Raw genomic sequence first — 26,091 nt, forward strand, 5'->3', positions numbered from 1 at the left:
GTGACGGGTGATCGAGGGCCGGATGGTCGGGCTCATACGCCGACCATCCGGCCTCCGACTACTGCTGGTACGGGTTGTGCTGCTGCGGTGCCTGCGGCTGCTGTCCGTAGGGCTGCTGCGCCTGACCGTGCTGCTGCGAGCCCTGGTCGTGCTGACCGTGCTGCTGCGGCCCCTGCTGCTCGTGCTGACCCTGCAGGAACTGCTGACCGTGCTGCTGACCACTGTGCTGCTCGTGCGGGGCGTCGGCGAGTCCCTCGGGAGCGACGAACCGCGTCACGAGCACGGCGCCGATCGTGAGGAAGCCCGCGAGGGTGACCCCGTAGAGGATCGGCGAGAGGAAGCCCTGATTGACGAAGAACGCCGGCGTGCCGTACTGCTCGACGACGCCGCGCACGATGGTGACGATGAGCACGATGAGCAGCATGACGCCCGTGCCGACGGCCGCGGCGATGCCCACCGACTGGATCAGGTCGCGGGCGGTGCGGACCCGCGTGAGCGGACGGACCATGATGAGGATGAGAGCCGCTCCCGCACCCCAGAGGGCGATGTTCACGAGATTCGCGCCGAAGCTCAACAGGACGTCGCCGACGGGGTAGTACTCCGAGATGCTGAAGAAGGACCCGATGAGGCTCACCAGTGCGACGGCCGCGGCGATACCCGCTGCGATCCCGACCGACACGAGCGCGAGACGCGTCTCGCGTGCACGGGGGTTCGGCGCCTTCGGAGCCTGCGCGTACTGCTGCGGCTGACCGTACTGGCCCTGCTGCGGCTGACCGTACTGACCCTGGGGGGCTCCGTACTGACCGGTCTGCTGCGGCTGGCCGTACTGGCCGGTGTCCTGGCCGTACTGGCCGGTGTGCTGCGGCTGGCCGTACTGGCCCTGCTGCGGCTGACCCCACTGGCCCGCCTGCTCACCCGTCTGCGGCTGACCCCACTGGCCACCCTGCTGCGGAGCCGGGGTCTGCTGGCTCGTCTGGTCCCACTGCTGCTGCACGGGGTCCGGGTGCATCTCGCCGTAGCGCGGCTGCTGTTGTTGCTGCTGCTGGCCGTCGGCGACGAATGCCGGCGGCTCGGACGGCGGTACGGACGTCGGCTGCTCCGACGGGACGTTCTGGGGCGCGTTGGGGTCGGTCATCCGTCCAGCATAGTGACCGACTCGCGCCGAAACCGGGTTCCGTGAAGCGGCTTGACTCGCGGCGATCGGCCGGATTGCGACCGTCGCGGGCGCGGCTCAGGCGGACGGTGTCCCGTCATCAGACGACTGCGCCCGCGAGATCGCCACCATCTCCTCGCGCGGCACCACCTTGATGCGGGCACGACCCTGTGGTTCACCGAGCGCGATCTCGTGCTGGTCGAGGAGGTGCCAGCCCTCGAGGTCCGTGTAGGCGACGCCACGCGACTCGAGCAGCGCGACGACGGCCTCCTCCTCGGGTTCCGCGGGCGCCCACCAGTCCGCCTGATCGTTGATGACGTGACTGATGGTCTCCATCGCGTCCGACTTCGTGTGGCCGATGAGGCCGACCGGACCACGCTTGATCCACCCGGTCGCGTAGACGCCTGGGACGCGCTCGTTGCTCTCGGGGTGGAGGACCTTGCCCTCGTGGTTGGGGATGACGCCGTGCCGCGAGTCGAAGGGCACGCCGGGCAGCGGGCTTCCGAAGTACCCCACCGCGCGATAGAGCGCCTGGATCGGGACCTCGCGGATCTCACCCGTGCCCTCGACCCCGCCCTGTCCGTCTGGTCTCGTCCGCTCGTACCGGAAGGCGGCGACCTTGCCGGAACCGTCGTCGACGACTTCGAGCGGCTTCGCGTAGAAGTGCAGGTGCAGTCGGCGCGAGGCCTGGCCGGTCTCGCGCTTGCGCCACTGCTGCAGGACGCGGTCGATGACCATGACCTGCTTGTTGCTCGCCACCGCCGCCTTCGACGCCTCGTCGTAGTCGAAGTCCTCGTCGGCCAGGATCATGTCGACGTCGTTGAGTTCCCCGAGCTCGCGGAGTTCCAGCGGCGTGAACTTCACCTGCGCGGGCCCGCGACGCCCGAAGACGTGCACGTCGGTCACGGGCGACTGCTGCAGCCCCTCGTGGACGTTGGCCGGGATCTCGGTCGGGAGCAGGTCCTCCGGGTGCTTCGCGAGCATACGTGCGACGTCGAGCGCGACGTTGCCGTTGCCGATCACGGCGATCGACTCCGCCTCGAGCGGCCAGGTGCGGGGGACGTCGGGGTGTCCGTCGAACCAGCTCACGAACTCGGCGGCGCCGTACGACCCGTCGAGGTCGATGCCCGGGATGTCGAGCGGGGCGTCCTCGACGGCGCCCGTGGAGAAGATCACGGCGTTGTAGTGGTGCTTGAGGTCGTCGAGCGTGATGTCGACGCCGAAGCGGACGTTGCCGAAGATCCGGATGTCGCCTCGGTCGAGGACGTCGCGGAGCGCGTTGATGATCCCCTTGATACGCGGGTGGTCGGGCGCGACGCCGTAGCGGACCAGGCCGTACGGGGCCGGCAGCTGCTCGAAGAGGTCGATGGAGACGTCGAACTTCCGTTCCGCCTTCAGGAGGATGTCCGCCGCGTAGATGCCTGCGGGTCCTGCGCCGACGATGGCCAGCCTGAGCTTGGTCACGGTGGTTCCTTTCGTGTCCCCGTGCGGGGTTCCGGGTGCGGCCGGTTGAGCGCTCCGGCCGTCATGCATGCGCGTCTGGGATGCCGTGCCGCTCCGGTGGAGCGGCGCCGCCATCAACTCCTTCGGTCGACGATCGCCTTCGCGAAGTGCACGAGCGCCTTCTTGACCGAGCCGTCGGGCAGCGGTGCCAGTGCCGCGATCGCCTCGTCGGCCCACTGCCGCGCCTCAGCGAAGGTCCGCGCGGTCACGGCGTGGTCGCGCAGGGTGGCGACGAGCGCGGCGAACCGGACGGGGTCGTGGTCCGTCTCCGTGACCTCGGCGTCGAGACGGGCGACGAGGGCCGCGGCTTCGGGGTCGGCGACCGCCTCGCGGCGCAGGTAGAGCATGGGGAGGGTGACGACGCCGGCCCGCAGGTCGGTGCCGGGGACCTTGCCGGTCTCCTCGGGTTGCGGCGACAGGTCGATGACGTCGTCGATGAGCTGGAAGGCGATGCCGACCTTCTCGCCGAACTCGACGACCGCGCTCTCGTACACCTCGGGGGCGTTGGAGAAGATGACGCCGCTCCGGGCCGCGGCGGCGATGAGCGAGCCGGTCTTGTCGGCGAGGACCTGGATGTAGTGCTCGACCTCGTCCTGACCCTCGCGAGGGCCGGTGGTCTCGTGCAGCTGCCCCAGCACGAGGCGCTCGAACGTGGCGGCCTGGATCCGGATCGCCCGCTCGCCGAGGTCGGCCATGATCTGGCTGGCGCGCGCGAACAGGAGGTCGCCGGTGAGGATGGCGGTGTTGTTGCCGAACACCTGGTGGGCGCTGGGGACGCCGCGACGCTTGTCGGCGTCGTCCATGACGTCGTCGTGGTACAGCGAGCCGAGGTGGGTGATCTCGATCGCCTCGGCCGCCCGCAGGACGTTGTCGGTGATGCCGTCGCCGAGCTGGGCGATGAGCATGGTGAGCAGCGGGCGGACCCGCTTGCCGCCGGCCTCGAGCAGATAGCGCGCGGTGACGTCGACGAGGTCGTCGGTGAACCCGAGCTGCTCCTCCAGACCGATCTCGAGGCGGGCCACGCCGTCGTCGATGGTCTTGGCGAGCTTCCGGTCTGCACCGGTCGCGAACATGCGTTCGGCAAGCCCGGCCTGGCTGGCCAGGTTGCTGACACGGCGGGTCGCGCTGGGATTCACAGCTCTAGCCTAGCCGGGGCAGCCCGTCACCTGTGCCGGAGGACCGGAATCCACGGGCGCGATCAGGCGATTGGCAGCTGTGGTCGGACCACATGACTCGGTTCAGCGGAGTCGCACGCCCTCGGCGTCGTAGAACGCCAGATGCGGGAACTCGTGCGCGAGGTCGAGCAGCATCGAGTATCCGTCGGTGTTGAGCGGCGGCCAGGTCCAAGCGTCGACGCCCTGGGCGGTCGGCAACGCGGCGCGGAAGAGGCCCGCTTCGACGCCGGTCCCGAGGTGTTTCGGCGGCACGACGACGAGGGCGATCCTGGCCGACGGCCCGGACGCCACGAACTGGAGCCGCGCACCGGTCGCGTCGTCTCGCACGATGAACTCACGGGTACCCGGGGTGTCCGGCGGGATCTCGGTGGTGTCGTAGCGCTCGTACGGCTTCGCGAACGCGGACTTCGCCCGCCTGGCGTTCAGGAGGATGACGACGAGCACGAGACCGACGATCGCGACGCCCCAGATCCACGGGCCGCCTGGCAGGGTGTCCAACATCCCACCAGTATGCCCGGCCCGCCTGGACGGCCCCGGGAGATGTGCCCTTCGACAGGCTCAGGGACCGGAAGGGGGAGGCTCAGGGACCGGAAGGGGGAGGCTCAGTGGACCGGAGGTCAGGCGAGACCGCCGTCGACGGAGCGGCCGTACTCGATCGGCTCGTCGGGCACGAGGACCTCGGTGTCGCGGTTGAGGCTCTCCCCGCGGAAGAAGGGCCGCGAGGACTTCCGGCTGTACCAGAGCAGCATGAGCACGAAACCGAAGGCCAGCGAACCGACGCCGATGACGAACGTGCCGCCGACGCCGAAGAGGACCGTGTAGCCGTAGTCGACGTCGAACATGTCGATGCAGCTCTGCACGAAGGCGAAGGTGAGCATGAGCGCCCCGAGGAGCGGGAAGAGGCCCTTGAAGAAGAAGTCCTGCGCGGAGCGGAAGAGCACCTTCCGGAAGTACCAGACGCACGCGTACCCGGTGATGCCGTAGTAGAAGGCGATCGCGAGTCCGAGAGAGAGGATCGAGTCCGCGAGGATGTTCTCGCTCACGAGCGTCATGCCGACGTAGTAGACGATCGCCACGATGCCCATGACGAGCGTCGAGAAGGACGGCGTCTTGAAGGTCGGGTGGACGGTCGCGAACCGTTTCGGCAGCGCCTTGTAGGCAGCCATCGCGAGCGTGCCGCGCGCCGTCGGGAGGATCGTCGTCTGCGTCGACGACACCGCCGAGATGAGCACGGCGACGACCAGGATCCACGCCCACGGTCCGAGCACGAGGTCCTTCAGCGCCAGGAAGATGTCGTTCGCGTTGTCCTCGTTGGCGAGGCCGGTGCCCGTGGTCCCGAGTCCGGCGTAGACCATGGCGGCGACCGTGACGGTGACGTAGGTGACCAGCAGGATGACCGTGGAGATGACCGCCGCGCGGCCCGGGATCTTCTGCGGGTCCTTCGTCTCCTCGTTCAGGGCGAGGCAGGTGTCCCAACCCCAGTAGATGAAGAGTGCGAGCAGCACCGCCTCGATGAAGCCGTGGTAATCGGTGAACGCGAACGGGTTGAACCAGTCGAGCGAGATCGGCGTCGCGTCGGGCGCGGTGCCGTTCGACGCTCCGATGAAGGCGAACACGGCGAACAGCACGAGTGCGAGGTACTGGACCGCGAGGAGGATGTTCTGGATCCGCTCCCCCAGCTCGATGCCGCGGTACGACACCCACGTCATGAGGGCGATGAACACGACACCGGTCGCGGTGACGAGCGGGACGTTCGAGGCGAGGGAGCCGTCACCGATGAGCAACCACAGGTACTGCCCCGCGATCTGTGCGAGGTTGGCGAGCACGACGATGCCGGCGAGCGCGACGCCCCACCCGCCGATCCAGCCGGTGACCGGGCCGAAGGCCTTCGTCGCCCAGGTGAAGGTGGTGCCGCAGTCCGGCACGTCGCGGTTCAGCTCGCGGTAGGCGAACGCGATGAACAGCATCGGGATGAAGGCGACGATGAAGGCGATCGGCGCCTGGGCACCCACGGCGAGCACGACGAAGCCGAGTGTCGCGACGAGCGAGTACACCGGCGCGGTCGAGGCCAGGCCGATGATCACGGAGCCGAAGAGGCCGAGGGTGCCGGTGGCGAGACCTTTACCGCCGGTGGGTGATGCCGGCTGCGACCCGCGGGCCGTGTCCTGTGCTGTCATGACGGAACGGTAGGGCCGGGCGCACCCATGTGTCAATGCTCCCGTTCGGGACCGGGCTACGGAATCAGTCGCGCCGACTCGCGGGAAGTGACGGGATCAACAGGTTCCACCCCTCGGGAATGCCGAGACGAACCCCGATGGTGACGGGACTCAGGCCGGCTTGAGCCCGCGGTGCAGGGCGACGATCCCGCCGGTGAGGTTGCGGTAGGCGACGTGCTCGTAGCCAGCTTCGCGCAGCCAGGCGGCCAGCTCCGGCTGGCTCGGCCAGGCGCGGATCGAGTCGTTCAGGTAGGTGTACGCCTCGGCGTTCGAGGAGGCCATTCCGGCGACGAGCGGCATGACCCGCTCGAGGTAGAGGTTGTAGGCGGCGCGCATGGGGGCGAGCGTCGGCGTGGAGAACTCGCAGATGACGATCCGGCCACCGGGCTTCGTGACCCGGAGCATCTCGGCGAGGGCGTCCTTCGGGCGGACGACGTTGCGGAGGCCGAAGGAGATCGTCGTGGCGTCGAACTCCTCGTCGGCGAAGGGCAGTGCGGTCGCGTCGGCCTCAACGAACTGGATGTCGGAGCGGTCGGCGTACTTCTCGCGGCCCACGGCGATCATGCCGGGCGAGAAGTCGGCGGCCACGACCTGCGCACCGTTGCGTGCCAGCGCCGCGGAGGACGTGCCCGTGCCGGCGGCGAGGTCGAGGATGCGCTCACCCGCGGCCGGACCGACCGCACGAGTGGTCGCGATGCGCCACAGGGCGTCGTTCCCGACGGAGAGGACCGCGTTCATGCGGTCGTACTTCGTCGAGACGTCGTCGAACATGGCCGAGACCTGCTCGGGCTGCTTGGAGAGATCGGCGCGGTTCACCCGTCCATCCTACGTCCGCACCGCTGGGAGCCGGCCGTCCGAGCAGGGCTCCCAGGCTCGCGCTCAGTAGTCGATGCGTCCGTGCCGGTTGTGGAACTCGCCGGTGGGACCGTCCGGACCGAGCAGGGCGAGCGCGACGGTCGCGTCCGTCCCCTCGGTCACCGTCTGATGGCCTCCGTGTCCGTTGAAGTCGGTCGCGGTGTAGCCCGGGTCGCTCACGTTCACCCGGAACCCGGGCAGGTTCTTCGCGTACTGCACGGTGAGCGTGATGACGGCCGCCTTCGACGCGGCGTACGGGATCGTCGGCACCGCGAACTCGTCGGCCCCCTCGGAGGTGAGGAAGCGCGGCCATCCGACCCCCGAGGCGACGTTCACGATGACGGGTCGGGGCGAACGCCGCAGGAGGGGCAACGCCGCCTGGGTGACGCGGACGAGACCGACGACGTTGGTGTCGAGGACGTCCTGCATCGACTCCGAGGTGAGGTCGTCCACACCGAAGGACGTGCCGAGCACGCCGGCGTTGTTGACGAGCACGTCGAGCTCCGGAAGCGCTGCGAGCGCCGCGTCGACGCTCGCCTGATCGGTGACGTCGATCTGGACGGGGTGGGCACCGAGTGCGACGACGGCATCGCCGCGGCCCAGGTCGCGCATGCCGGCGTAGACGGTGTGGCCGGCATCGATCAGTCGGCGTGCGGTTTCGAGTCCGAGGCTCTTGTTGGCCCCGGTGATGAGTGTGGTGGTCATGGGTCCATGCTCCGCCCGGCATGGCCGGTCCGCCAGGCCCCGGTCGACAGGGGGACCGGCAGTACCAGGATGCGGACCGACACCGGGGGCACAATTGCCGGATGGACGAATTCGCCGGTGTGCTCCGGGCCTGGCGCGAACGGGTCTCCCCTGCCGAGGTCGGTCTCCCCGCCGGCCCAGGAAGACGGACGGCCGGTCTGCGCCGCGAGGAGCTCTCCGCCCTCGCCGGCATCAGCGTGGACTACATCGTCAGGCTCGAGCAGGGTCGCGCGAAGAACCCGTCGCCGCAGCTGCTGCGGGCCCTCGCGGTCGCACTGCGACTGACGGATCAGGAGCGCGACCACCTCTACCGCGTCGCCGGAGCCGCTCCACCACCGCCCGGGGTCGTCCCGCGGCACATCGGTCCGGGCGTGCAGCGCATCGTCGACCGGCTCGGTGACGTGCCACTGGCGGTCTTCTCCGCCGCCCACGACATCCTGCTCTGGAACCCGCTGTGGGCCGCGGTGAACGGCGATCCCTCCGCCCTCGTCGGCGACGATCGCAACCTGGTGTGGCGGCACTTCACCGCGGGGCACGACGGCACGGACTTCGACGAGCAGCACGAGGAGGAGTTCGCGAGCGACCTCGCCGCAGACCTCCGGGCCGCGGTCGGGCGCTACCCGCGGGACGACGAGCTCGCACGACTCGTGGCCCGGCTGCGATCGGTGTCACCCGAGTTCGAGCGGCGCTGGGCGGAGGCCAGGGTCGCGGAGCACCGGGCGAGCCGGAAGACGGTCACACGGACGCCGGTCGGACCGATCACCGTCGACTGCGACGTCCTATCCACGCCGGGCGGCGACCTGCGCATCGTCGTGTATACGGCGGCACCGGGCACCGAGGACGCGGCGAAACTCGCACTGCTCGGGGTCACCGGGTTGCAGACGATCGGGACGCCCGGCCGGTGAACGGCCCGCCGACGAGGCGGTGACCGACCCTCCGCCAGTCGGGCTGCGGCGGGGAGGGACCCCTCCTGCGCGGGCGTAGGGTTGAACGGTGACCATTCCCCTGACCTCGTCACTGGTCGCCCAGACCGTCGCCATCGACGACCCGCGCCAGCTCCTCCCGTTCGCCGACCAGACCTCGCCGCTCCTCTGGGTGCGGAAGGGACACGGGCTGGTCGGACTTGGTGAGGCGCTCCGCCTGGAGTTCTCGGGCCCCGACCGGTTCACGCGCGCCGCGGCTGCCTGGCGGGACGTCTGCGCCGCAGCAGTGGTGACGGACGAGGTACGACGGCCCGGGACCGGCCTGGTCGCCTTCGGCACGTTCGCCTTCGACGACGAGTCCTCCGCGACGAGCGTCCTCATCGTGCCGCGCACGATCATCGGCCGGTACCCCGACGCGAGCTTCATCACGCGGGTCTCCCTCGGCGACGGCGCCGAGGACGTCGATCCCGTGACCACGGCCTACGGGCCCGAGTACCGCATCCAGCTGACCCCCGGTGTGCAGAGCCGCGACGGCTACCTCGACTCGGCCGAGCGCGCCATCGCCCGCATCCAGGCCGGCGGCCTGAGCAAGGTCGTGCTCGCACGCGACCTGGCCGGGCACCTCCCCGCGGAAGCGGACCGCCGCCGGGTGCTCCACGACCTCGCCCTCGGCTACCCCGACTGCTGGACCTACGCGGTCGACGGCTTCATCGGCTCGAGCCCGGAGACGCTCGTCCGAGTGGATCGGGGTGCCGTCTCGGCACGCGTCCTCGCCGGCACGATCTCGCGTGGTCCCGACGCCGAGAGCGACCATGACCAGGCCGTCGCACTCATGACGAGCGCGAAGGACCAGGGTGAGCACCAGTTCGCCGTGCAGTCGGTGCTGACCGCCCTGCAGGCACACAGCCCCCAGTTGCGCCGCAGCGAGGCCCCGTTCACCCTCAAACTGCCGAACCTCTGGCACCTCGCGACCGACATCGACGGTCGGCTCTCGGACGGCTCGTCCTCGCTCGACCTCATGGACGGCCTGCACCCGACGGCCGCCGTCGCCGGGACCCCGACGCGCGACGCCGTCGCCCTCATCCGCGAGCTAGAACCGTTCGACCGCGGTCGCTACGCCGGTCCGGTCGGGTGGGTGGACGCCTCGGGTGACGGCGAGTGGGCGGTGGCCCTCCGCTGTGCGCAGATCGCGCCGGACGGTGACATCACCGCCTACGCCGGCTGTGGCATCGTCGCCGACTCGGACGCTGCGACGGAGCTCGTCGAGACGAAGATGAAGTTCCGTCCGATCGTGGAAGCCTTCGGCTGAGCCGAGGAACCTCGACTCAGCTCGCCGCGAGTCGTGCCTGCTCGACGGCGATGTCGTAGTCGGCCGCCGGCCACTGCGGATCGATGTCCTCGAGGGCGTCGAGCAGCAGCCGTTGGACCGCGATGCGCGCGTACCACTTGCGGTCCGCCGGCACGACGAACCAGGGGGCGGCCTCGGTACTCGTCCGCTCGAACGCCACCTGATAGGCGTCCTGATAGGCCGGCCACAGCTCGCGTTCGTCCACATCGCCCGGGTTGTACTTCCAGTGCTTGTCCGGACGCGCGAGCCGGTCGGCGAGCCGTTCCTTCTGCTCGTCGGCGCTGATCTGCAGCATCACCTTGACGATGCGGGTCCCGCTCGCGACGATGCCCGCCTCGAAGTCGTTGATCGCCCCGTACCGACGCTCGATCTCGTCCGGCTCGGCGAGCTGACGCACCCGACCGATGAGGACGTCCTCGTAGTGCGAACGGTCGAAGACGCCGATCTGACCGGGCTTCGGCAGGTGCGGCTCAACCCGCCAGAGGAAGTCGTGGGAGCGCTCCTCCTCCGTGGGCTTCTTGAAGGCGTGGTGGTGCACGCCCTGCGGGTCGACCGAGCCGACGACGTGCTTGACGATGCCACCCTTGCCCGCCGTGTCCATCGCCTGCAGGACGAGGAGCACCGCTTCCGGGGCTCCCTGCGTGCTCGCCGCGAAGAGTCGCTCCTGCAGCTCGGACAGCGCGGGCACCCCTGTGTCGAGCTCGACCCGGCCCTGCTGCTTGTCACCGTCGAAGCCCGGCGTCGATGAGGGATCGACGTCGGCGAGGCTGAACCCCTCCCCCACGCGCAGCGTGTCTCGGGGTGGTGCCGTCCAGGTCGATGCGTGCTTCGATGCCGTCATCCGCCCATTCTGGCTGCAGGTCGCTTCGGAAGTCGACCCCTGGCAGGACCGGCGGGTCAGGCTCGCGGCAGCGGGACCTCGATGAGGACGGGACCGGTCACCGGCGCGGTGAACGCCTGGTCGAGTTCCGTGCGCGTGCGGGCCGAGCGATACTCCCACCCGTAGGCGGTCGCGAGCGACTCCAGCCGGACGTGCTGTGGCGTGTACTGGACGCGGTCGAAGAGCGCTCCAGGGGCACTCCGGGCGACCTCGAGCGCGTCGAAGATGGTGCCGCCCCCGTCGTTGCCGACGATCACCTGGAGACGCGGCACGACGCCGTCGTCCAGGAGCATCGCGCCGACGTCGTGGAGGAAGGCGAGGTCGCCGAGGAGCACCCGCGTCACACCTGGGCCTCCGTCGGCCTGGCTCGCCAGCGCGATCCCCGTGGCGGTGGCGATGGTGCCGTCGATACCCGCGAGTCCGCGGTTGGCGTGCACGCTGATCTTGCGGCCGGGAACGAGACCGTCGGCCACGCGGATGAGCCTCGACGCGCCGACGACGAGGCGGTCGTGCGGCCAGGTGGCACGCCAGACCGCGTCGACCAGGACCTCGCGGGTGACCGGGAGGCGGACGGCGTCGAGCTCGGCCCGGACGGAGGCCAGCCGCTCGGCGGGAGTCGTCGAGTGCAGCCCCTCGAGATCGGGGGCTGCAGGCGAGGGGTCCACCACCCGTTCTCGGGATCCGACGACCCAGGCTCCGAGCCAAGCGCGATCCGCGGGCCCCACCTCGACGGAGACGGAGGACACGATCCGGTCGGCCCGTCGTCCGGGGTTGTAGACCTCGGCTCCGGCCGGGGCGACGACGATCGTCTCGACCTGCGGCTGCTGGAGCAGGAGCGGGACCTCGCGACTGAGGGTCGGGTGGCCGAAGACGACGACGCGCTCGACGGCCTCGCGGTAGTCCTCCTCGCGCAGCAGCTCCCGGTAGGCGGCGATGACGTTCCGTCCGAACCGGGATCCGCTCGACACCTCCGCGATGAGCGGCCACCCGCCGTCGGCTGCGAGCTGCTCGGCAGCCGGGCCGGCGTGGTGACCGGCGACGACGAGGGTCCTGGGTCCGCGCTCGAGCACGAGATGCGGTCGCCCCGGGTAGAGCGGTGCTTCCGCGGTGGCGTCCGTCTCGACCGGGAAGTCGGAATCCGCCCCGCTCACGACCGGGTCGAAGCCGCCCGAGAGCGGCTCCCGGAAGGCGAGGTTCAGGTGCACCGGGCCCGGATCGAGGACGTCCGTCGCGGCACGGTACGCCCGCTGGGCGAGATCGCGGGAGGCGTCCTGCTCACCGGCGTCACCGGTCGGGGCCTCGACGACCACGGCGAGGCGCGCGGCGAACCCGTAGAGGTCGTCCTGCTTCGTCGTCTGGTTCGCCCGGATGCCGTGCGCCTCGGCCGGCCGGTCGGCGGTGAGGACGATGAGCGGGACGCGCGAGTGATGCGCCTCGAGGACCGCCGGATGCAGGTTCGCGGTCGCCGTCCCCGAGGTCGTGATCACGACGGCCGGACGGTCGGTCTCGACGCCGAGGCCCAACGCGAGGAAGCCGGCGACCCGCTCGTCGATACGCACGTGCAGGGTGATCCGTCCGGAGGCCGCCAGCTCGGCAGCGGCGAGCGCGAGCGCCTGCGACCGGGAACCGGGGCAGACGACGACGTCGGAGACACCCGCGGCGGCGAGCGCGTCGAGGAGTGCCCACGCGGACGCACTGGCCGGGCTCGACGAGGGAGCCGAGCCGACGGGCTCGGGAGCGGCGGACGGGTTCACGAGGCGCTCGGGGCGCCAGGCGGTCTGCGGCCGGAACCGTCGTCGGGCGTGTCGGATCCCGGGGTGGGGTCGTCGTGCGTCGTCGTGTCCGGGCTGTCGCCCGACTCGTCGTCGAAGCGGTTGAGCTCGTCCTCGAGGTCGCGGATGCGCTTCGTCTGCGCGCGATCGGCGTCGAGCTTCTTGAGGAAGTCGGGGTCGTCGTCCGGCGCTGAGCCGCGGGGCACGGCCTTCGGAGCGCGAACCCGGCCGATGATCCACCAGAGGACTCCGCCGATGACCGGCAGGAGGAGGATGGCGATGATCCACGAGGTCTTGCTGATCCCTCGGACGCGGTCGCGCGGCATCGTGGCGCAGTCAACCACCGAATACACGATGAAGACGACTGCCGCGACGGCGAGGCCGATCCAGAGACGAACCATGTCTCCATCGTAAACGCCAGGTGACGTGATTACCTGGGGTTGCCTTCAGGCGGGACGCCTAGACTTGTCTGGTGAAACGCGTTCCCGCCGCCGTCTGGTACACCATCCTCCGCCTGCTGGCCTTCGTGGTGCCGCTCCTGCTCCTCGTCTTCCTCACGGGTCTGCAGCCCTGGGTCGCCGCGATCATCGCCGCGATCATCGGGCTCTGCGTGTCCTACATCTTCCTGCGCACCCCGCGGGAGACCGTCGCGCAGGAGCTGTACGCCCGTCGGCACGGCGACAAGCCGACGCCGCACGACGACGAGGACTCCGAGGATGCGGCGCTCGATGCGAGCGCGGCGACACCGGAAGCGTCCTCAGCTGGCGATGCCGGGCGTGTAGAAGAACGCCAGACCGAGGACCACCCCGAACGCTAGCTGCACGAGCCCTGTCAGCTTGAGCGCCAGGATCTGCTCCCTGGCCGTCGTGGAGAACAGCACGATGACGCACGCCGGGATGGCGGCGAGCAGCGCGAACATCGCGAACCAGGCGATCGGGTAGAAGAGCGCGAGGAACGCTGCGATGCCGAACGGCACGAGCAGCAGGACGCAGTAGAGCACCTTCGACGCGATCCGGCCGATGAACGTCGACAGGGTGCGCTTCCCGACCGCCTTGTCCTGTTCGAGGTCGCGGAGGTTGTTGACGACGAGCGCCGCGCAGGCGATGAGGCCGGCGCCGATCGCGCCGAACCATGCCTCCTGGTTCACCGTCCCGACCTGGACGAAGGTCGTGCCGAGCGTGGCGACGAGGCCGAAGAACACGAAGACGAAGACCTCGCCGAGCGCGAAGTACCCGTAGGGCCGCTTCCCGCCCGTGTAGAACCAGGCGGCGACGATCGCGACCGCCCCGACGAGGAGCAGCCACCAGAACTGGGTGAGGATCGTGAGGACGATGCCGGCCACCGCCGCGATACCGAAGAACACGAGCGCGACGGCCAGGACCGTCTTGGGCTTCGCCGCGCCGGAACCGGTCAGTCGGCTCGGGCCGACCCGCAGGTCGTCCGTTCCGCGGATGCCGTCGGAGTAGTCATTGGCGTAGTTGACGCCGATCTGCAGCGCGAGCGCGACGACGAGGCAGAGCAGCGCCCGGACCGGGTGGTAGACGCCGGGTCCCGCGATGATCGTCGCGGCGCCGGTGCCGATGAGCACGGGGGCGACGGCCATCGGCAGCGTACGGATCCGCGCCGCCCCGACCCAGTCGCCGAAGGTCGCCGGCTTCGCGAGCGGGACCTTGCGACCACCACCGCGTGCGGGGTTGCCGGATCGTCCACCGTTCGCGCCACGACCCGCCGTGGGGCGCTGTGCGGACGTCTTCTGCTGTTTCGGCGCTGCCGGCCGTGCTCCATGTGCCACGACGGCGAGTCTACCCGCGGAGCCTCGGGGCGGACGGTGTCACAGGGCCCCGGCGGCCTGGAGCGTCTGGAGGATCGCCGGAGCGATGTGCTCGGCGAACGCCGGGGTGAGGTGCACGCTGTCGTACTTCGTCGGCGTCGTCCCCGCGAACGCCGGGCACACGCCCTCCGAACAGCTGAACGGGAGCGACGAGACGAACCGCTCTCCGGCTGCTCCCGCCGCGGACTCGGTCGCTGCGGCGAAGTCGTTCCAGGCGGCGTCGACGCCGACGGCGCAGTCCTGCGGGCTGGACACCCGCGAGTAGCAGGAACCGAGATCCGCACCGAGCGGCGGCGGCGCGAGGAACACGACGCGGCCGGGGACCTGGTACCCGGCCGTCTCGGCGAGCGCCGACGCGACCATGGACGTCGTGTCGAGCGATCGGCCGTCGGATGCGCGGCCCGCGGTGAACGCGTTCGAGACGATCACGAGGTCGGGCTGGTCGGCCGCGATGCGTTCGACGATGTCGTGCTTCCGCGTCGGGCAGTCGTCCATGACGCCGGCGCCGCTGTTCTGGATGAGGTCCTGCGTGAAGCGGCATCCGTAGAGACCGATGGTGGTGATCCGTACCGCACCGCCGCTCTGGTCCGCGATCGCACGGAACGCCGGCGCGTAGGCGAGCGCGGTCGAGTCGCCGACGAGGTAGACGTGCTTCGGCGCAGCGGCATCCCCCCACGTGCACGAGCCGTCGTCGGGCGTCGCACCCAGGTCGAAGCAGGCCCGTGCGGGGTTGGTGCTCGAGGTCGCGCTGATCGCGTCGTCGAGGCTCGGCGAGAGGTTGTCCGGCCACGCCGAGGCCTCATTCGCGAGTTGCAGCTCAGCGGCGATGCCCTGGAGCGGGTCTCCGGCCGGTGTCGCGACGGCCGCGGGCCCACCGGTCGTGACCGGCAGGCGGAGCGCGGGGCCGATGGCGATGACCGCGAGCCCGGCGACGATCACGAGTCCGACCGCCGAGTAGAGGTACTGGGAGGCGAACCGCTCGCGCCAGGCGGTCCAGGCGGCGTCCCTGGCGTCGCGGTCACCGCGGAAGGAACCCACGAGTGGCGTGCGGTGCAACGGCTGCTCGACGAGCAGGAAGGAGAGCACCGAGACCCCGAGGATGAGCCCGAGCATCCCGGGGACCGTGCTGAGGGCGGTGTCGGGGACGAGCATCGGCACGAACACGAGGATCGGGAGGTGCCAGAGGTAGAGCGAGTAGGAGATCGCTCCGACGCCACGGCTCAGCGGATTCGCGAGTGGGAACATCCAGCGCTGGTACGCCGGGCCGGCTCCGGTCCCGGCGGCGATGAGCAGCATCGCGGCGGCGACGGGGGCGACCGCCCAGGGGCCGGGGAACCCGATCGACCGGGTGATGAGCAGCGCGGACGCGACGATGCCGACGAGCCCCGCCCATCCGGCGACCACCCGGAGCGCCAGCGGCAGTCGGCCGAGGAGCGGCGCGAGCACGGCCAGGAATGCGCCGGCCCCCAGCTCCCAGACCCGCGCGCCGGTCGCGAAGTAGGCGGCCTGCGGGGCCGCCCCCGACTGCCACACCGCGACGGCGAAGGAGGCTGCGATGAGGACGACGAGGACGCCACCGACGACGAGGCGCGAGCGCAGCACGGGTCGGGCTCCGCGGGCCGCGACGGCGAGGAGGATGAGGAGCAGCACCGGCCACACGAGGTAGAACTGCTCCTCGATCGAGAGGGACCAGAAGTGCTGCAGCGGTGACGCGGCGTCCGTCGCGTGGAAGTAGTCGGTGCCCGACGCCTCGAAGCGCCAGTTCGAGACGAGCAGCGCGGCCGACACCGCGTCCCACCAGGTTGCGAGCGCCCGCGGGGCGTTGAAGAGCCACGACGCCAGCGCGACGGTCGCGGCCAGGACGACGAGCGACGCGGGCAGGATCCGCTTGATCCGCCGCCCGAAGAAGGCCGGCAGGGAGATGCGCCCGGAACGCTCGTGCTCGCGCAGGAGCAACCCGGTGATGAGGAAGCCGGAGATCACGAAGAACACGTCCACGCCCACGAAGCCGCCGGCCGGCCGGCCGGTCGCGTGGGCGAGGATCACCGCGGTCACGGCGAGCGCCCGCATCCCCTGGATGTCGGCGCGGAACGCCGTCGTCGGCCTCGTGGGCGCAGCGCCCGTGTCGGTCCCCGTTGTCACCTGTCGTCGTCCCCCGGCTACGGTCGCTCGTCGACACGCATGAGAGAGCATGCCCTATGCGACAACCGCCTGCAAACCGGCCCTCGTGGGCACGCGGAGGGCTGGCTCAACCCACTCGTGAGCGGAGTGCGAGGAGGTCGGGTTTGCCGCTCGCGAGCAGCGGGAGCTCCGCCAGACGGACGAGTCGGGCGGGACGCGCCGGGCGGCCGAGCGCCTCGGCGACGGCGTCCCGAGCCGCCTGCAGGAGGACCTCGTCCGCGTGCGGATCCGAAGACGTCCCGGCAACCGTCACGATCGCAGACGCCTGACCGAACCGCTCGTCGGGCACGGCGACGACGACGGCCTCGGCCAGCCCCGGCACCGAGCGGACGACCGCCTGCACGCGGTCGAGGGAGATGTTCACCCCGCCGCTGATGATCACGTTGTCGGCCCGCCCGGTCACGCGGACGACGCCGTCGACGAGCTCGGCGGTGTCGCCGGTGCGGTACCACCGGCGGCCGCCGTCGTCCGGGAAGGCGGTCGCCGTGCGGTCCGGTTCGCCGAGGTAGCCCTCGGCGAGCACCGGTCCGGCGATGAGGAGCTCCCCGTCCACCAGCCGGGGTTCGACACCGGGGAACGGCACGCCGTCGTACAGACAACCGCCGGAGGTCTCGCTTGAGCCGTAACTCCGCACCACGCGGATGCCGAGCGCTGCGGACCGCTCGAGCAGCGGAGCGGGGGTGGCCTGTCCCCCGACGAGCAGCCCGGCGAGTCCTGCGAGCGCGTCGCGCACGGAGGTGCTCGTCTCGGCGGCGTCGACGAGCAGGCGCAGCTGCGCCGGCACGAGGGCGGCGAAGCCGGCATCGGCGTCGAGCCGCTCGACGAGTCCACAGAACGCCCGGGCGTCGAACGACCCTGTCGGCGCCTCGATCGGCCTGGTCCCGGCGACGATCGACCGGAGCAGCACGTTGACGCCGGCGATGTAGTGCGTCGGGAGCGCCAGGATCCACTGCGAGGAACGGCGGTGGGCCTCAAGGCCGCCCAGGGCCACCGCGGAACCCGCCGCGCTGGCCAGGAGGGCGTCGGCCGCGAGGGCGACCCGCTTCGGCACGCCCGTCGAGCCGGACGTCTCGATCACGAGGGCCACCCGGTCGTCGACCGCGGCCGGTGCCGCGGACGATCCGGGTTGCATCGGGAGGACCGCGGGTCCGGAGCCGTCGAGCACCGTCTCTAGGGCTGCGAGCATCGCCGAGGCGGACGCGTCGACGGGGAGCAGCTGACGGGTCATGGATTCAGCGTACGCCGGGTGCGTCGGCGCTCCGCCGACTCCTCGCGGTCAGGCAGCTCAGAACTGCCAGGGGAACGGAGCCCAGTCCGGCTTGCGCTTCTCCAGGAAGGCGTCGCGCCCCTCCACCGCCTCGTCGGTGCCGTAGGCGAGGCGGGTGGCCTCGCCCGCGAAGACCTGCTGGCCGACGAGACCGTCGTCGACGGCGTTGAAGGCGAACTTCAGCATGCGGATGGCGGTCGGTGACTTGCCGAGGATGGTGCGGGCCCAGGCGACGCCCGTCTGCTCGAGCTCGGCGTGCGGGACGACCGCGTTGATCGCGCCCGCCTGCAGCGCGCGCTCCGCGTCGTACTCCTGGGCGAGGAAGAACACCTCGCGGGCGAACTTCTGGCCCACCTGCTTGGCGAAGTACGCGCTCCCGTACCCCGCGTCGAAGGAACCGACGTCGGCGTCGGTCTGCTTGAACCGCGCGTGTTCCCGACTCGCGATCGACAGGTCGCACACGACGCCGAGGGAGTGCCCACCGCCCGCGGACCATCCGGGAACGAGGTTGATGACGACCTTCGGCATGAAGCGGATGAGGCGCTGGACCTCGAGGATGTGCAGGCGACCGTTGCGCGCCGCGTCGATGCCGCTCGCCGTCTCGTCGTCCGCGGCGTCGTCGCTCGCGTACCGGTAGCCGTCGCGACCACGGATGCGCTGGTCGCCGCCCGAGCAGAACGCCCAGCCGCCGTCCTTCGCGCTCGGACCGTTGCCGGTGAGCAGCACCACTCCGACCGTCGGGCTCTGGCGAGCGTGGTCGAGCGCGCGGTACAGCTCGTCGACGGTGTGCGGGCGGAAGGCGTTGCGCACCTCGGGGCGGTCGAACGCGATGCGCACGAAGCCGCCCTCGCGCGCGACGTGGTACGTCAGATCGGTGAGGTCCTCGAACCCCGGTACGACGTCCCAGATCTCCGGGTCGAACAGTTCGGACACTCGATCGCTCATGCGTCCAGCCTAGGCACTACTTCGGCTTGTCGAGGTCCGCATAGGGCTTGAGCGCCGCCAGGTAGTCGGCGCGGTCCGCCTCCTTCAGGAGCGCATACGAGTCGAGGTGCAGCTCGATGCCCTCCGCCGCCATGTCGTAGTAGTCGACGTCGAACTCGCGGTCCTTCGCGACCGTGCCGGCCGAGTCGAGCGTGAGGTCGACGATGCTCGTCCGGAAGTCGCCGCCCCCCGTGATGGCGTTGTAGGTGTGCAGGTCCCACAGTGCCTGAGTGTCGAGGGTCTCACCGCCGTACCGCTCGGTGAGCTCGCCCGGCTCACGCCAGGAGGACGGTGCGTTCTGCATGTCGAGGTTCGCGATGCCGTACCGGAGCAGCACCTGCCGGATCAGCTCGACGACCCGCGACTTCTCCTCGAAGGTGCGCACGGTCGTCGTCGTCTGCCACACCGGTGCCGTGTACTCGAAGAGCATGGAGTCCCCGCCGTACCCGTTCTGATCGACCTCCGTCTCGGCGGGCTGTCGCTCCACCCAGTCGAAGCCGAACTCGGCGGTCAGGGCCGTCCGGATCTCCGCGAGCATCTCGTCGGACGTCCCGACGAAGTCCTCGTAGCTCGGCCCGTCGAGGGTCTCCTTCGCGTCGACGTAGGCGGATCCCGGGTAGGTGTCCCAGATCGGGTCGTGCTCCTCGTCGCCGCTGCCACCGGCGGAGGCACCATTCCCGGCCCGATCCGGGGAGAGACCGCCGACCGCCATCGCCGTGACGGGGTTGACGACGAGGATGAGCACCAGCGCCAGCACACCCCAGCGGCGCCGCACCTTCCGGCGGATGACGATGACACTCCCGATGAGTAGCACGATCTGCACGACGACGACGAGGACGAACGCCACGAGGATGGCCCAGGCCCCCTCGCCGGGCCGGTAGCTCACGGCCAGCAGGACGGTGAAGAGGGTGACGGCCACCACCGCGCCGAGCAGGGCGAGCGGCGAGAAGGAGGCGACGACACCCCGACTCCGCGCGCCGAGCTCGTCCCGCCCGGTCGGGGACGCACCGCCGGCAGGCGGGTGGGCCGCCGGACTCCGCTCGCCGCCGTCGGCCGGGATCGCCGCGGACTCGGGTCGCGAAGCGGCCGCGCGCGCCGCCGCCTTCCGTTGACGGCGCGACGACGGCTTCCGCGATGCGGGCTGCCGTGGCGTCCGTCGTCCTCGGGACCCCGGACGACGGAACCTTGCGGTCTCCGCCTCCAGTTCCTCGGGCGAGCGCTCCGGGGCGGCAGGCGCTGGCGCGCTCGAGGACACGACTGCCGGCGGCGCTCCGGGGATCGGCGGGGCGTTCGGATCGCGCGGCTCGTCGGAGGATCCGCCGGGCGCTTCCTCGATCACCGGGAGCACCTCGGCCTCGGGGCTCGGCTCGAAGATCGGCTCGGGCACCGAGAAGGCGGCGGGTTCGTCCGCGGGCACGCTTCGCCGATCGCCTGGCGTCGGCTTGCGTCGGGAGAACAGCGGCACGGGATCGATTGTGTCACGGGCGTCCCGCGACGGCTTCCGACGTCCGGGTGCAGGATGGGGTCATGCAAGCGAACCTCGACGACGTCCTCGCCACCGCCCGCGTGGTCTCCATCCCCCTCCGCGTCCGGTTCCGGGGCATCGACACCCGCGAGGCCGTCCTCTTCCGCGGGCCCGCCGGGTGGACGGAGTTCTCCCCCTTCGTCGAGTACGACGACCAGGAGTCAGCCGCGTGGCTGCGGGCCGCCATCGACTTCGGCTGGTCGGACCTCCCGCCCCTCCACCGGGATCGCATCCTCGTGAACGCGACGGTCCCGGCGGTGGACGCGGCGGACGTGCCGTCGATCCTCTCCCGCTTCCCGGGCTGCCGGACCGCGAAGGTGAAGGTGGCCGAGCGCGGGCAGGTGCTGGCCGACGACGTCGCGCGCGTCGCCGCCGTCCGGCGGGCCATCGGACCCGAGGGTCGACTCCGCGTGGACGCCAACACCAACTGGAACGTCGACGAGGCCGAACACGCCATCCGCGCTCTCGAACCCTTCGACCTCGAGTACGTCGAGCAACCCTGCGCGACCGTCGCGGAACTCGCCGAGATCCGTGAACGGGTCTCCTCCCTGGACGTCGCCATCGCGGCGGACGAGAGCGTCCGCAAAGCCGAGGACCCCCTCGCCGTGGCTCGCGCCGGCGCCGCCGACCTGCTCGTCGTGAAGGCGCAGCCGCTCGGCGGCGTGCACGCCGCGCTCCGCATCGCGGGCGAGGCCGGCCTGCCGATCGTCGTCTCGAGCGCGCTGGACACCTCCGTCGGCATCTCCATGGGTGCCCACCTCGCGGCGGCCCTGCCGGAACTCGACTACGACTGCGGGCTCGCCACCACCGCGCTCCTCGGCGGCGACGTGACGACCGCACCGCTCGATCCCGTGGACGGCGGCATCGCCGTTCGGCGCGTCGAGGTGGACGTCGATCTCCTCGAGCACTTCACGGCGTCACCGGAGCGGACCGCCTGGTGGCTCGACCGGCTCCGCCGCACGCACGCGTTGCTCGGCTGAGGGCCGGCGCAGGGGCTTACAGGCCGCTGTAGGCGTGCAGACCCTTGAAGAAGACGTTGACCACGACGAAGTTGAACATCACGGCGCTGAAGCCGATGATGGCGAGCGTGGCCGCGCGTGATCCGCGCCAGCCGCGCGTCGCCCTGGCATGGATGTACCCGGCGAAGATCACCCAGATGATGAAGGTCCACACCTCTTTGGTGTCCCAGCCCCAGTACCGACCCCAGGCGCGCTCAGCCCAGATGGCACCGGCCATGAGCGTGAACGTCCAGAAGATGAAGCCGATGATGTTGACGCGGTAGGCGAGGTTCTCGAGGCGCTCCGCGTTCGGGAGGGTGAGCAGGAAGCGGAGACGCCCGGAGCTCTGGGTGGGCTGTACGAGCCCGAGCCGTCGCTCGCGACGCCCCTGCAGGAGCTGCACGACGCTCAACGCGAAGCCGATGGCGAAGAACGCCGTGCCGAGGCTCGCGACGAACACGTGGATGACGAGCCACGCCGACTGCAGCGCCGGCGGCAGCGGGACGACCTCGACGTAGAAGTTCGCGGTCGCGAGGCCGAGGAGCACGGTCACGAGGCCGATCACGAAGCTGCCGAGGAACCGGAGGTCCACGCGCGCGATGACCACGAGGAACACCGCGACGATGAGCAGCGTGCCCGTCATCGCGAACTCGTACATGTTCGCCCACGGGACACGACCGGCGGCGATACCGCGCGTCACGTCCGCGACGAGGTGGAGGAGGAAGGCGATGACGGTGAGCGAGACTCCGACCCGGAGGCTCGGCGACTTGCGCGACGCCTGCTGCTCGGGCTCGTCCGAGGGACGGCGGGTCTTGCGCGGGACACCGTCGCTCGTGACGATCGGTGCGGCGGTCCGCGCCGCGGCGGAGGCGAGTGCACCGACGCGTTCCTCGGCGGCTGCCGACTGTTCCAGCTCAGCCCGCTCGGCCGCGTCGATCGCCGCGGTGACCTCGGCGCTGCGGCGCGCGAGGTCGAACGTGAAGGCGATGAACGCCAGCGCGTAGACGGCGACGGCCGACCAGAGGCAGAGGTTCGAGATTTCGACGAGGGTCACGGGGTGATTCTACCTTCGGGTTCGGACGGGACAGGCGTTGGACTGTGCGCTTCGGCGATCGCCGCGACGGCCGCTTCGAGGCCGGGGTCCTCGCCGCGGGCGAGCCCGGCGTATTCGAGGGAGACGGTGCCGTCGCTCCCGGTCACGGCCTTCACCCAGACGCGGCGTCTGGCGACGAAGAGTGAGGTGATGAGACCGGACAGGGCGAGGATGGCGAACGCGAGCACCCACAGCTGGGTCGGGTCGTGGTGGACGTCGAACGAGGCGAACCGCTTGACGGAGCCGGCGTAGTTCTCGGTCGACGGGTTGGCGGCGACGTTGTCGAAGGACACCGTGCCGAGTCCGTTCGGCAGGTCGGTGATCTGGCCGGGCGTGAGTTCGATCGACTCGACGCCGGTGTCGCCCCCCGTGAGCTGCTTCATGTCGTCGACGTCGAGCGCGTAGACCGACTTCGGAGCACCGGCGTTGATCCCGAGGTCGCCGGAGTAGACGTTGAGCGTCAGCACCGGGTAGGCGAGGTCGGGGTAGGACGAGAAGAACGGCGGCTTGGACGCGGCCTGCGTCGGGTAGAAGAACCCGATCATGCCGAGCTGCTCCGCCAGGCCGTCCGGGACCTTGACGATGCCGAGCGACGTGAGCTGGGCGTCCTGCGGCAGGAACGGGATGGAGTCGCTGAACACGACCTTGCCCTCGGGATCGCGGACGGTGATCGTCGGCGCGTAACCGTTGCCGAGCAGGTAGACGTCGGTGCCCTCGAACCGGAGCGGATCGTTGACCTTGATCGTCGCGTCCTGCGGCTTCCCGCCGGGCGAGGTCGTCGTGACCTTCGCGCGGTAGTCGATCGCCTGCCCGTACGCGTCGAGGTTCTCGGTCTCGTAGGTGACGCCGAACTCGTCGAGCGTCAACTTGTAGGGGGCCAGCTCCGACTCGTTGAAGAAGCGGCCGGGGTTGAACGAGTCGTAGTCGAGCAGGGTGTTGACGAAGGTCTGACCCTCGACGAGCACGCGCTGACCGGAGAAGCCGAAACCGCCGCCGAAACCGACCGTCACGAGGATGCCGACGAGTGCCGAGTGGAAGACGAGGTTGCCGGTCTCGCGGAGGAAGCCGCGCTCGGCGGACACCGATGCGGACCCCTCGGCGTCGTAGCGTTCGACTCGGTAGCCCTGGCGCTTCAACTGCTTCGTCGCGTCGTCGATGAGCTCGGTGGCGGTCGCGCCGCTGTCGTCGCTGCGACGCTCGAACGCGGAGAGCCGCGACAGGCGCGCGGGCGTCCGCGGCGGGCGGGAGCGCAGGGCGAGCCAGTGGTGCTTCGTCCGCGGGATCACGCAGCCGATGAGCGAGATGAACAGCAGCAGGTAGATCGCGGAGAACCAGGCCGAGCTGTAGACGTCGAACGCCTGCACCTTGTCGAGGATGGGCGCGAGGTCCGGGTTGTCGGTGAAGTACTGGGTGACGCCGTTCGGGTCGCTCGACCGTTGCGGGACGAGCGAACCGGGCACCGCGGCGATGGCGAGGAGCAGCAGCAGGAAGAGCGCCGTGCGCATGCTCGTGAGCTGACGCCAGAAGAAGCGGAGCCAACCCACGAACCCGAGCTTCGGCTGGTTGATGCCGTCGGCCGGAGCCGGTGCGGCGGAATCGATGTGATCAGAGGGGCGTGACAAGGCCGCTCATCACCCCCTGCAACGAGTACATCCAAGCGGACCAGAGACCAGACACCATCAACACACCGATCACGATGAGGAGCACGCCGCCGATGATGTTGATCGTGCGGATGTGCCGTTTGAGGAACGCCAACGACCCCGTGACCCAACCGAGTCCGAGCGCGACGAGCAGGAAGGGGATGCCGAGACCGAGGCAGTAGAACAGCCCGAGGAGGGCCCCGCGCCAGGCGGAGCCGCCCGAGAGGGAGAGCGCGCTGATCGCGGTGAGGGTCGGGCCGAGGCAGGGCGTCCAGCCGATGGCGAAGACGAAGCCGAGCAGTGGCGCGCCGGCGAGGCCGGTGGCGGGTGCCCAGTTGGTGCGCACCGTGCGCTGCAGCCGCGAGAACTGTCCGATGAAGATGAGCCCCATGAGGATGACGACGGCGCCGAGGACGCGGGTGATGACGCCTTCCCACTCGACGAACCAGGCGCCGATCGTTCCGACAAACGCCGCGATCGCCACGAACACGACGGTGAAGCCCAGGATGAAGAGGCTGACGCCGAGCAGCACGCGCCGGCGACCCGCACCGGAGCGCCCCTCCTCGACCGTCGTCATGCCGCCGACGTATCCGAGGTAGCCGGGGACGAGTGGCAGGACGCACGGCGAGAGGAAGGACAGCAGACCGGCCGCGATGGCGATCGGGATCGCCACGAGGAGCTGGCCGCCGTAGACGAGCTCGCCGGGGCTCACTCTGGGGCGCTCTCGGCGATCGTGTCGCGGATGAGGGTGTCGAGGATGGTGCGGTCCTGCAGTTGCCCGAGGATGCGTGCGGCGACCCGACCTTCGGCGTCGAGGACGATGGTGGTCGGCACCGCGTTCGGCGGGACACTGCCCGTGAAGGCGAGCTTCGCCTCCCCGCTGTCGACGTCGAGGATGGAGGGGTAGGTGATGCCGAAGGTGCCGTTGAACGCCTTCGCGGTGTCGGCGGTGTCGCGGACGTTGACGCCGATGAAGGTGGCGCCCTTGTCGGTGTAGGCCTCGTTGAGCGCCTGCAGGTCCTTCGCCTCCGCGCGGCAGGGGGCGCAGGCGGCGTACCAGAAGTTCACGACGAGGACCTGGCCCGCGTGGTCGGCGGAGGAGATCTGCTCGCCGTCCTCGCCGACGCCTGAGAAGCTGATCGACTCACCGCGGTCGTCGAGCGCGACCTCGGTCACGCTGCCGTCGCCCGCGACGTACCCCTTGCTGCTTCCCTCGCGGTACTGCTCGGCGAGCGGATCGCTCCCGCACGCCGTGAGCAGGAGCGCCCCGACGGCCAACACGGCGGCGACGGCGAACGTCCTCGATCGGCGGGCCATCAGACGGCCCCGACATCGGTCGCGCCGGACGCCAGACGGGCCGCCGGATCGACGTAGCCGACCTCGAGGAAGCCCTGCTCGGTCCGTTCGAAGGTGGTGATGCTCGACAGGGCGCAGCGTCGCTTCCGCGGGTCGTGACGATAGGGCGCCCCGACGACGGAGCTGTGGAGCATCCAGATCGGCAGCTGGTGGCTGACGATGACGACGTCGCCCGACGGCGTCGCGCGCCAAGCGTCCTCGACGGCCGCGGTCATGCGGTTGACGATCGACGCGTACGGCTCGCCCCAGCTCGGACGGGACGGGTTGCGGAGCTTGGACCAGTTGAGCGGGTTCTTCAGGGCGCGGCTCATGCGCTTGCCCTCGAACTCGTTGAACGGTTCGATCACGCGCGGCTCGGCGACGACGGCGAGCCCGAACGCTGCGGCGACCGGCGCGGCGGACTCCTGCGTGCGCTGCAGCGGAGACGCGTAGAGCGCGCCCACCGTGCGATCACGGCTCACGAGGTCGTCCGCGGCGGCCTGCGCCATGCGCTCGCCGAGCTCCGACAGTCGGAATGCGGGGAGTCGACCGTAGAGCACACGAGAAGGATTGTGCACCTCGCCGTGACGCACGAGATGGATCTGGTCGGCTACCACCCTTCAAGTGTACGTTTCCCCAAGCTGCGGATTCACCGTGACCTCCGTCCA

24 protein-coding genes are annotated in these 26,091 nt (G+C 70.4%); 4 read left to right on the forward strand and 20 right to left on the reverse strand.

Translation table 11 applies throughout. The features are described 5' to 3' along the window. Positions 1–58: 58 nt before the first annotated feature. The 7 genes from IFR14_RS17735 to IFR14_RS17765 form a co-directional block, all read right to left on the reverse strand. Positions 59–1,135, reverse strand: a complete 1,077-nt coding sequence (locus IFR14_RS17735) for a hypothetical protein (RefSeq protein WP_191941801.1) — start codon at positions 1,133–1,135, stop codon at positions 59–61. A gap of 96 nt (positions 1,136–1,231) precedes the next feature. Next, entirely contained in the window at positions 1,232–2,617 is a 1,386-nt protein-coding gene (locus IFR14_RS17740) for an FAD-dependent oxidoreductase (protein ID WP_079707009.1), read from the reverse strand. 113 nt (positions 2,618–2,730) lie between these two features. Continuing rightward, entirely contained in the window at positions 2,731–3,792 is a 1,062-nt protein-coding gene (locus IFR14_RS17745) for a polyprenyl synthetase family protein (RefSeq protein ID WP_079706663.1), read from the reverse strand. Positions 3,793–3,894: 102 nt separating this feature from the next. Then, positions 3,895–4,332, reverse strand: a complete 438-nt coding sequence (locus tag IFR14_RS17750) for a hypothetical protein (RefSeq protein ID WP_079706662.1) — start codon at positions 4,330–4,332, stop codon at positions 3,895–3,897. A 116-nt stretch (positions 4,333–4,448) separates the two neighbouring features. Further along, positions 4,449–6,008, reverse strand: coding sequence for an APC family permease (locus tag IFR14_RS17755; RefSeq protein WP_085514037.1), 1,560 nt, complete (start codon positions 6,006–6,008; stop codon positions 4,449–4,451). Between the two features lie 150 nt (positions 6,009–6,158). Further along, the gene (locus IFR14_RS17760) at positions 6,159–6,863 is read right to left on the reverse strand and encodes a demethylmenaquinone methyltransferase (RefSeq protein WP_191941802.1); all 705 of its coding nucleotides are present in this window, start codon (positions 6,861–6,863) and stop codon (positions 6,159–6,161) included. A 63-nt stretch (positions 6,864–6,926) separates the two neighbouring features. Further along, positions 6,927–7,607, reverse strand: a complete 681-nt coding sequence (locus IFR14_RS17765; RefSeq protein ID WP_191941803.1) for an SDR family NAD(P)-dependent oxidoreductase — start codon at positions 7,605–7,607, stop codon at positions 6,927–6,929. A gap of 101 nt (positions 7,608–7,708) precedes the next feature. Here IFR14_RS17765 and IFR14_RS17770 point away from each other — a divergent pair, with 101 nt between their 5' ends. Together IFR14_RS17770 and IFR14_RS17775 are read left to right on the forward strand one after the other, a co-directional pair. Beyond that, positions 7,709–8,551, forward strand: a complete 843-nt coding sequence (locus tag IFR14_RS17770; RefSeq protein WP_079706658.1) for a helix-turn-helix transcriptional regulator — start codon at positions 7,709–7,711, stop codon at positions 8,549–8,551. A gap of 88 nt (positions 8,552–8,639) precedes the next feature. Further along, the gene (locus IFR14_RS17775; protein WP_274500354.1) at positions 8,640–9,878 is read left to right on the forward strand and encodes an isochorismate synthase; all 1,239 of its coding nucleotides are present in this window, start codon (positions 8,640–8,642) and stop codon (positions 9,876–9,878) included. A 16-nt stretch (positions 9,879–9,894) separates the two neighbouring features. Here the strand turns inward: IFR14_RS17775 and IFR14_RS17780 are convergent, their stop codons facing one another. Genes IFR14_RS17780 through IFR14_RS17790 form a run of 3 tightly spaced genes read right to left on the reverse strand, consistent with a single transcriptional unit; the run spans position 9,895 to position 12,970 of the window. After that, the gene (locus IFR14_RS17780; protein WP_191941804.1) at positions 9,895–10,758 is read right to left on the reverse strand and encodes a polyphosphate kinase 2 family protein; all 864 of its coding nucleotides are present in this window, start codon (positions 10,756–10,758) and stop codon (positions 9,895–9,897) included. Between the two features lie 56 nt (positions 10,759–10,814). After that, positions 10,815–12,551: a 2-succinyl-5-enolpyruvyl-6-hydroxy-3-cyclohexene-1-carboxylic-acid synthase gene (gene menD, locus IFR14_RS17785; protein ID WP_191941805.1), complete on the reverse strand. Its 1,737-nt coding sequence runs from the start codon at positions 12,549–12,551 to the stop codon at positions 10,815–10,817. After that, the gene (locus IFR14_RS17790; protein WP_191941806.1) at positions 12,548–12,970 is read right to left on the reverse strand and encodes a PLD nuclease N-terminal domain-containing protein; all 423 of its coding nucleotides are present in this window, start codon (positions 12,968–12,970) and stop codon (positions 12,548–12,550) included. Before IFR14_RS17790 ends, menD begins: the two co-directional genes overlap by 4 nt. Before the next feature lie 71 nt (positions 12,971–13,041). Between IFR14_RS17790 and IFR14_RS17795 the strand changes: the two genes are divergently transcribed. Next, positions 13,042–13,386 carry a DUF4229 domain-containing protein gene (locus IFR14_RS17795; RefSeq protein WP_191941807.1) on the forward strand — a complete coding sequence of 115 codons (345 nt, stop codon included), beginning with the start codon at positions 13,042–13,044 and terminating at the stop codon, positions 13,384–13,386. Here the strand turns inward: IFR14_RS17795 and IFR14_RS17800 are convergent. The 5 genes from IFR14_RS17800 to IFR14_RS17820 all read right to left on the reverse strand — a co-directional run bounded on the left by IFR14_RS17800 (position 13,327) and on the right by IFR14_RS17820 (position 20,297). Continuing rightward, positions 13,327–14,361, reverse strand: a complete 1,035-nt coding sequence (locus IFR14_RS17800) for a 1,4-dihydroxy-2-naphthoate polyprenyltransferase (protein ID WP_191941808.1) — start codon at positions 14,359–14,361, stop codon at positions 13,327–13,329. The genes IFR14_RS17795 and IFR14_RS17800 overlap by 60 nt on opposite strands. A 39-nt stretch (positions 14,362–14,400) precedes the next feature. Then, complete coding sequence (locus tag IFR14_RS17805) at positions 14,401–16,542, reverse strand: acyltransferase family protein (RefSeq protein WP_342365736.1); 2,142 nt, start codon at positions 16,540–16,542, stop codon at positions 14,401–14,403. A 106-nt stretch (positions 16,543–16,648) separates the two neighbouring features. Beyond that, positions 16,649–17,809 (reverse strand): AMP-binding protein, encoded by a 1,161-nt coding sequence (locus tag IFR14_RS17810; RefSeq protein ID WP_191941810.1) that lies wholly within the window; start codon positions 17,807–17,809, stop codon positions 16,649–16,651. Positions 17,810–17,866: 57 nt separating this feature from the next. Then, a complete protein-coding gene (locus IFR14_RS17815) occupies positions 17,867–18,793 on the reverse strand; it encodes a 1,4-dihydroxy-2-naphthoyl-CoA synthase (RefSeq protein WP_064294597.1) in 927 nt (308 codons plus the stop codon). A 16-nt stretch (positions 18,794–18,809) separates the two neighbouring features. Further along, on the reverse strand, positions 18,810–20,297 hold the full coding sequence (locus tag IFR14_RS17820; protein ID WP_191941811.1) for a hypothetical protein: 1,488 nt from the start codon (positions 20,295–20,297) through the stop codon (positions 18,810–18,812). Between the two features lie 62 nt (positions 20,298–20,359). Here IFR14_RS17820 and IFR14_RS17825 point away from each other — a divergent pair, with 62 nt between their 5' ends. Beyond that, positions 20,360–21,337 (forward strand): o-succinylbenzoate synthase, encoded by a 978-nt coding sequence (locus IFR14_RS17825; RefSeq protein WP_124767396.1) that lies wholly within the window; start codon positions 20,360–20,362, stop codon positions 21,335–21,337. Between the two features lie 16 nt (positions 21,338–21,353). On the opposite strand, the gene ccsB is transcribed toward IFR14_RS17825, so the two are convergent. From ccsB to IFR14_RS17850, 5 genes are read right to left on the reverse strand one after another with little or no spacing between them, the layout of a single operon-like run. Then, a complete protein-coding gene (gene ccsB, locus IFR14_RS17830; RefSeq protein WP_191941812.1) occupies positions 21,354–22,409 on the reverse strand; it encodes a c-type cytochrome biogenesis protein CcsB in 1,056 nt (351 codons plus the stop codon). Beyond that, positions 22,406–24,070, reverse strand: coding sequence for a cytochrome c biogenesis protein ResB (gene resB / locus IFR14_RS17835; protein WP_079003290.1), 1,665 nt, complete (start codon positions 24,068–24,070; stop codon positions 22,406–22,408). The genes ccsB and resB overlap by 4 nt, the downstream gene beginning before the upstream one ends. Beyond that, positions 24,054–24,800, reverse strand: coding sequence for a cytochrome c biogenesis CcdA family protein (locus IFR14_RS17840; protein ID WP_124767397.1), 747 nt, complete (start codon positions 24,798–24,800; stop codon positions 24,054–24,056). Before IFR14_RS17840 ends, resB begins: the two co-directional genes overlap by 17 nt. Then, positions 24,797–25,405, reverse strand: coding sequence for a TlpA family protein disulfide reductase (locus tag IFR14_RS17845; protein WP_079706646.1), 609 nt, complete (start codon positions 25,403–25,405; stop codon positions 24,797–24,799). The genes IFR14_RS17840 and IFR14_RS17845 overlap by 4 nt, the downstream gene beginning before the upstream one ends. Next, positions 25,405–26,040: a histidine phosphatase family protein gene (locus IFR14_RS17850; protein ID WP_124767398.1), complete on the reverse strand. Its 636-nt coding sequence runs from the start codon at positions 26,038–26,040 to the stop codon at positions 25,405–25,407. Before IFR14_RS17850 ends, IFR14_RS17845 begins: the two co-directional genes overlap by 1 nt. Between the last annotated feature and the right edge of the window lie 51 nt (positions 26,041–26,091).

Origin of the sequence: Plantibacter sp. CFBP 8775, from assembly GCF_014839505.1 — a bacterium.
Taxonomy (GTDB): Bacteria; Actinomycetota; Actinomycetes; order Actinomycetales; family Microbacteriaceae; genus Plantibacter; species Plantibacter auratus.

Excerpts from the sequence above, each read along its gene's own strand:
- IFR14_RS17735 (WP_191941801.1), bottom strand. The coding sequence starts at position 1,135 with ATGACCGACCCCAACGCGCCCCAGAACGTCCCGTCGGAGCAGCCGACG.
- IFR14_RS17750 (WP_079706662.1), bottom strand. The coding sequence starts at position 4,332 with ATGTTGGACACCCTGCCAGGCGGCCCGTGGATCTGGGGCGTCGCGATC.
- IFR14_RS17755 (WP_085514037.1), bottom strand. The coding sequence starts at position 6,008 with ATGACAGCACAGGACACGGCCCGCGGGTCGCAGCCGGCATCACCCACC.
- IFR14_RS17765 (WP_191941803.1), bottom strand. The coding sequence starts at position 7,607 with ATGACCACCACACTCATCACCGGGGCCAACAAGAGCCTCGGACTCGAA.
- IFR14_RS17770 (WP_079706658.1), top strand. The coding sequence starts at position 7,709 with ATGGACGAATTCGCCGGTGTGCTCCGGGCCTGGCGCGAACGGGTCTCC.
- IFR14_RS17780 (WP_191941804.1), bottom strand. The coding sequence starts at position 10,758 with ATGACGGCATCGAAGCACGCATCGACCTGGACGGCACCACCCCGAGAC.
- IFR14_RS17790 (WP_191941806.1), bottom strand. The coding sequence starts at position 12,970 with ATGGTTCGTCTCTGGATCGGCCTCGCCGTCGCGGCAGTCGTCTTCATC.
- IFR14_RS17810 (WP_191941810.1), bottom strand. The coding sequence starts at position 17,809 with ATGACCCGTCAGCTGCTCCCCGTCGACGCGTCCGCCTCGGCGATGCTC.
- IFR14_RS17815 (WP_064294597.1), bottom strand. The coding sequence starts at position 18,793 with ATGAGCGATCGAGTGTCCGAACTGTTCGACCCGGAGATCTGGGACGTC.
- IFR14_RS17825 (WP_124767396.1), top strand. The coding sequence starts at position 20,360 with ATGCAAGCGAACCTCGACGACGTCCTCGCCACCGCCCGCGTGGTCTCC.
- IFR14_RS17845 (WP_079706646.1), bottom strand. The coding sequence starts at position 25,405 with ATGGCCCGCCGATCGAGGACGTTCGCCGTCGCCGCCGTGTTGGCCGTC.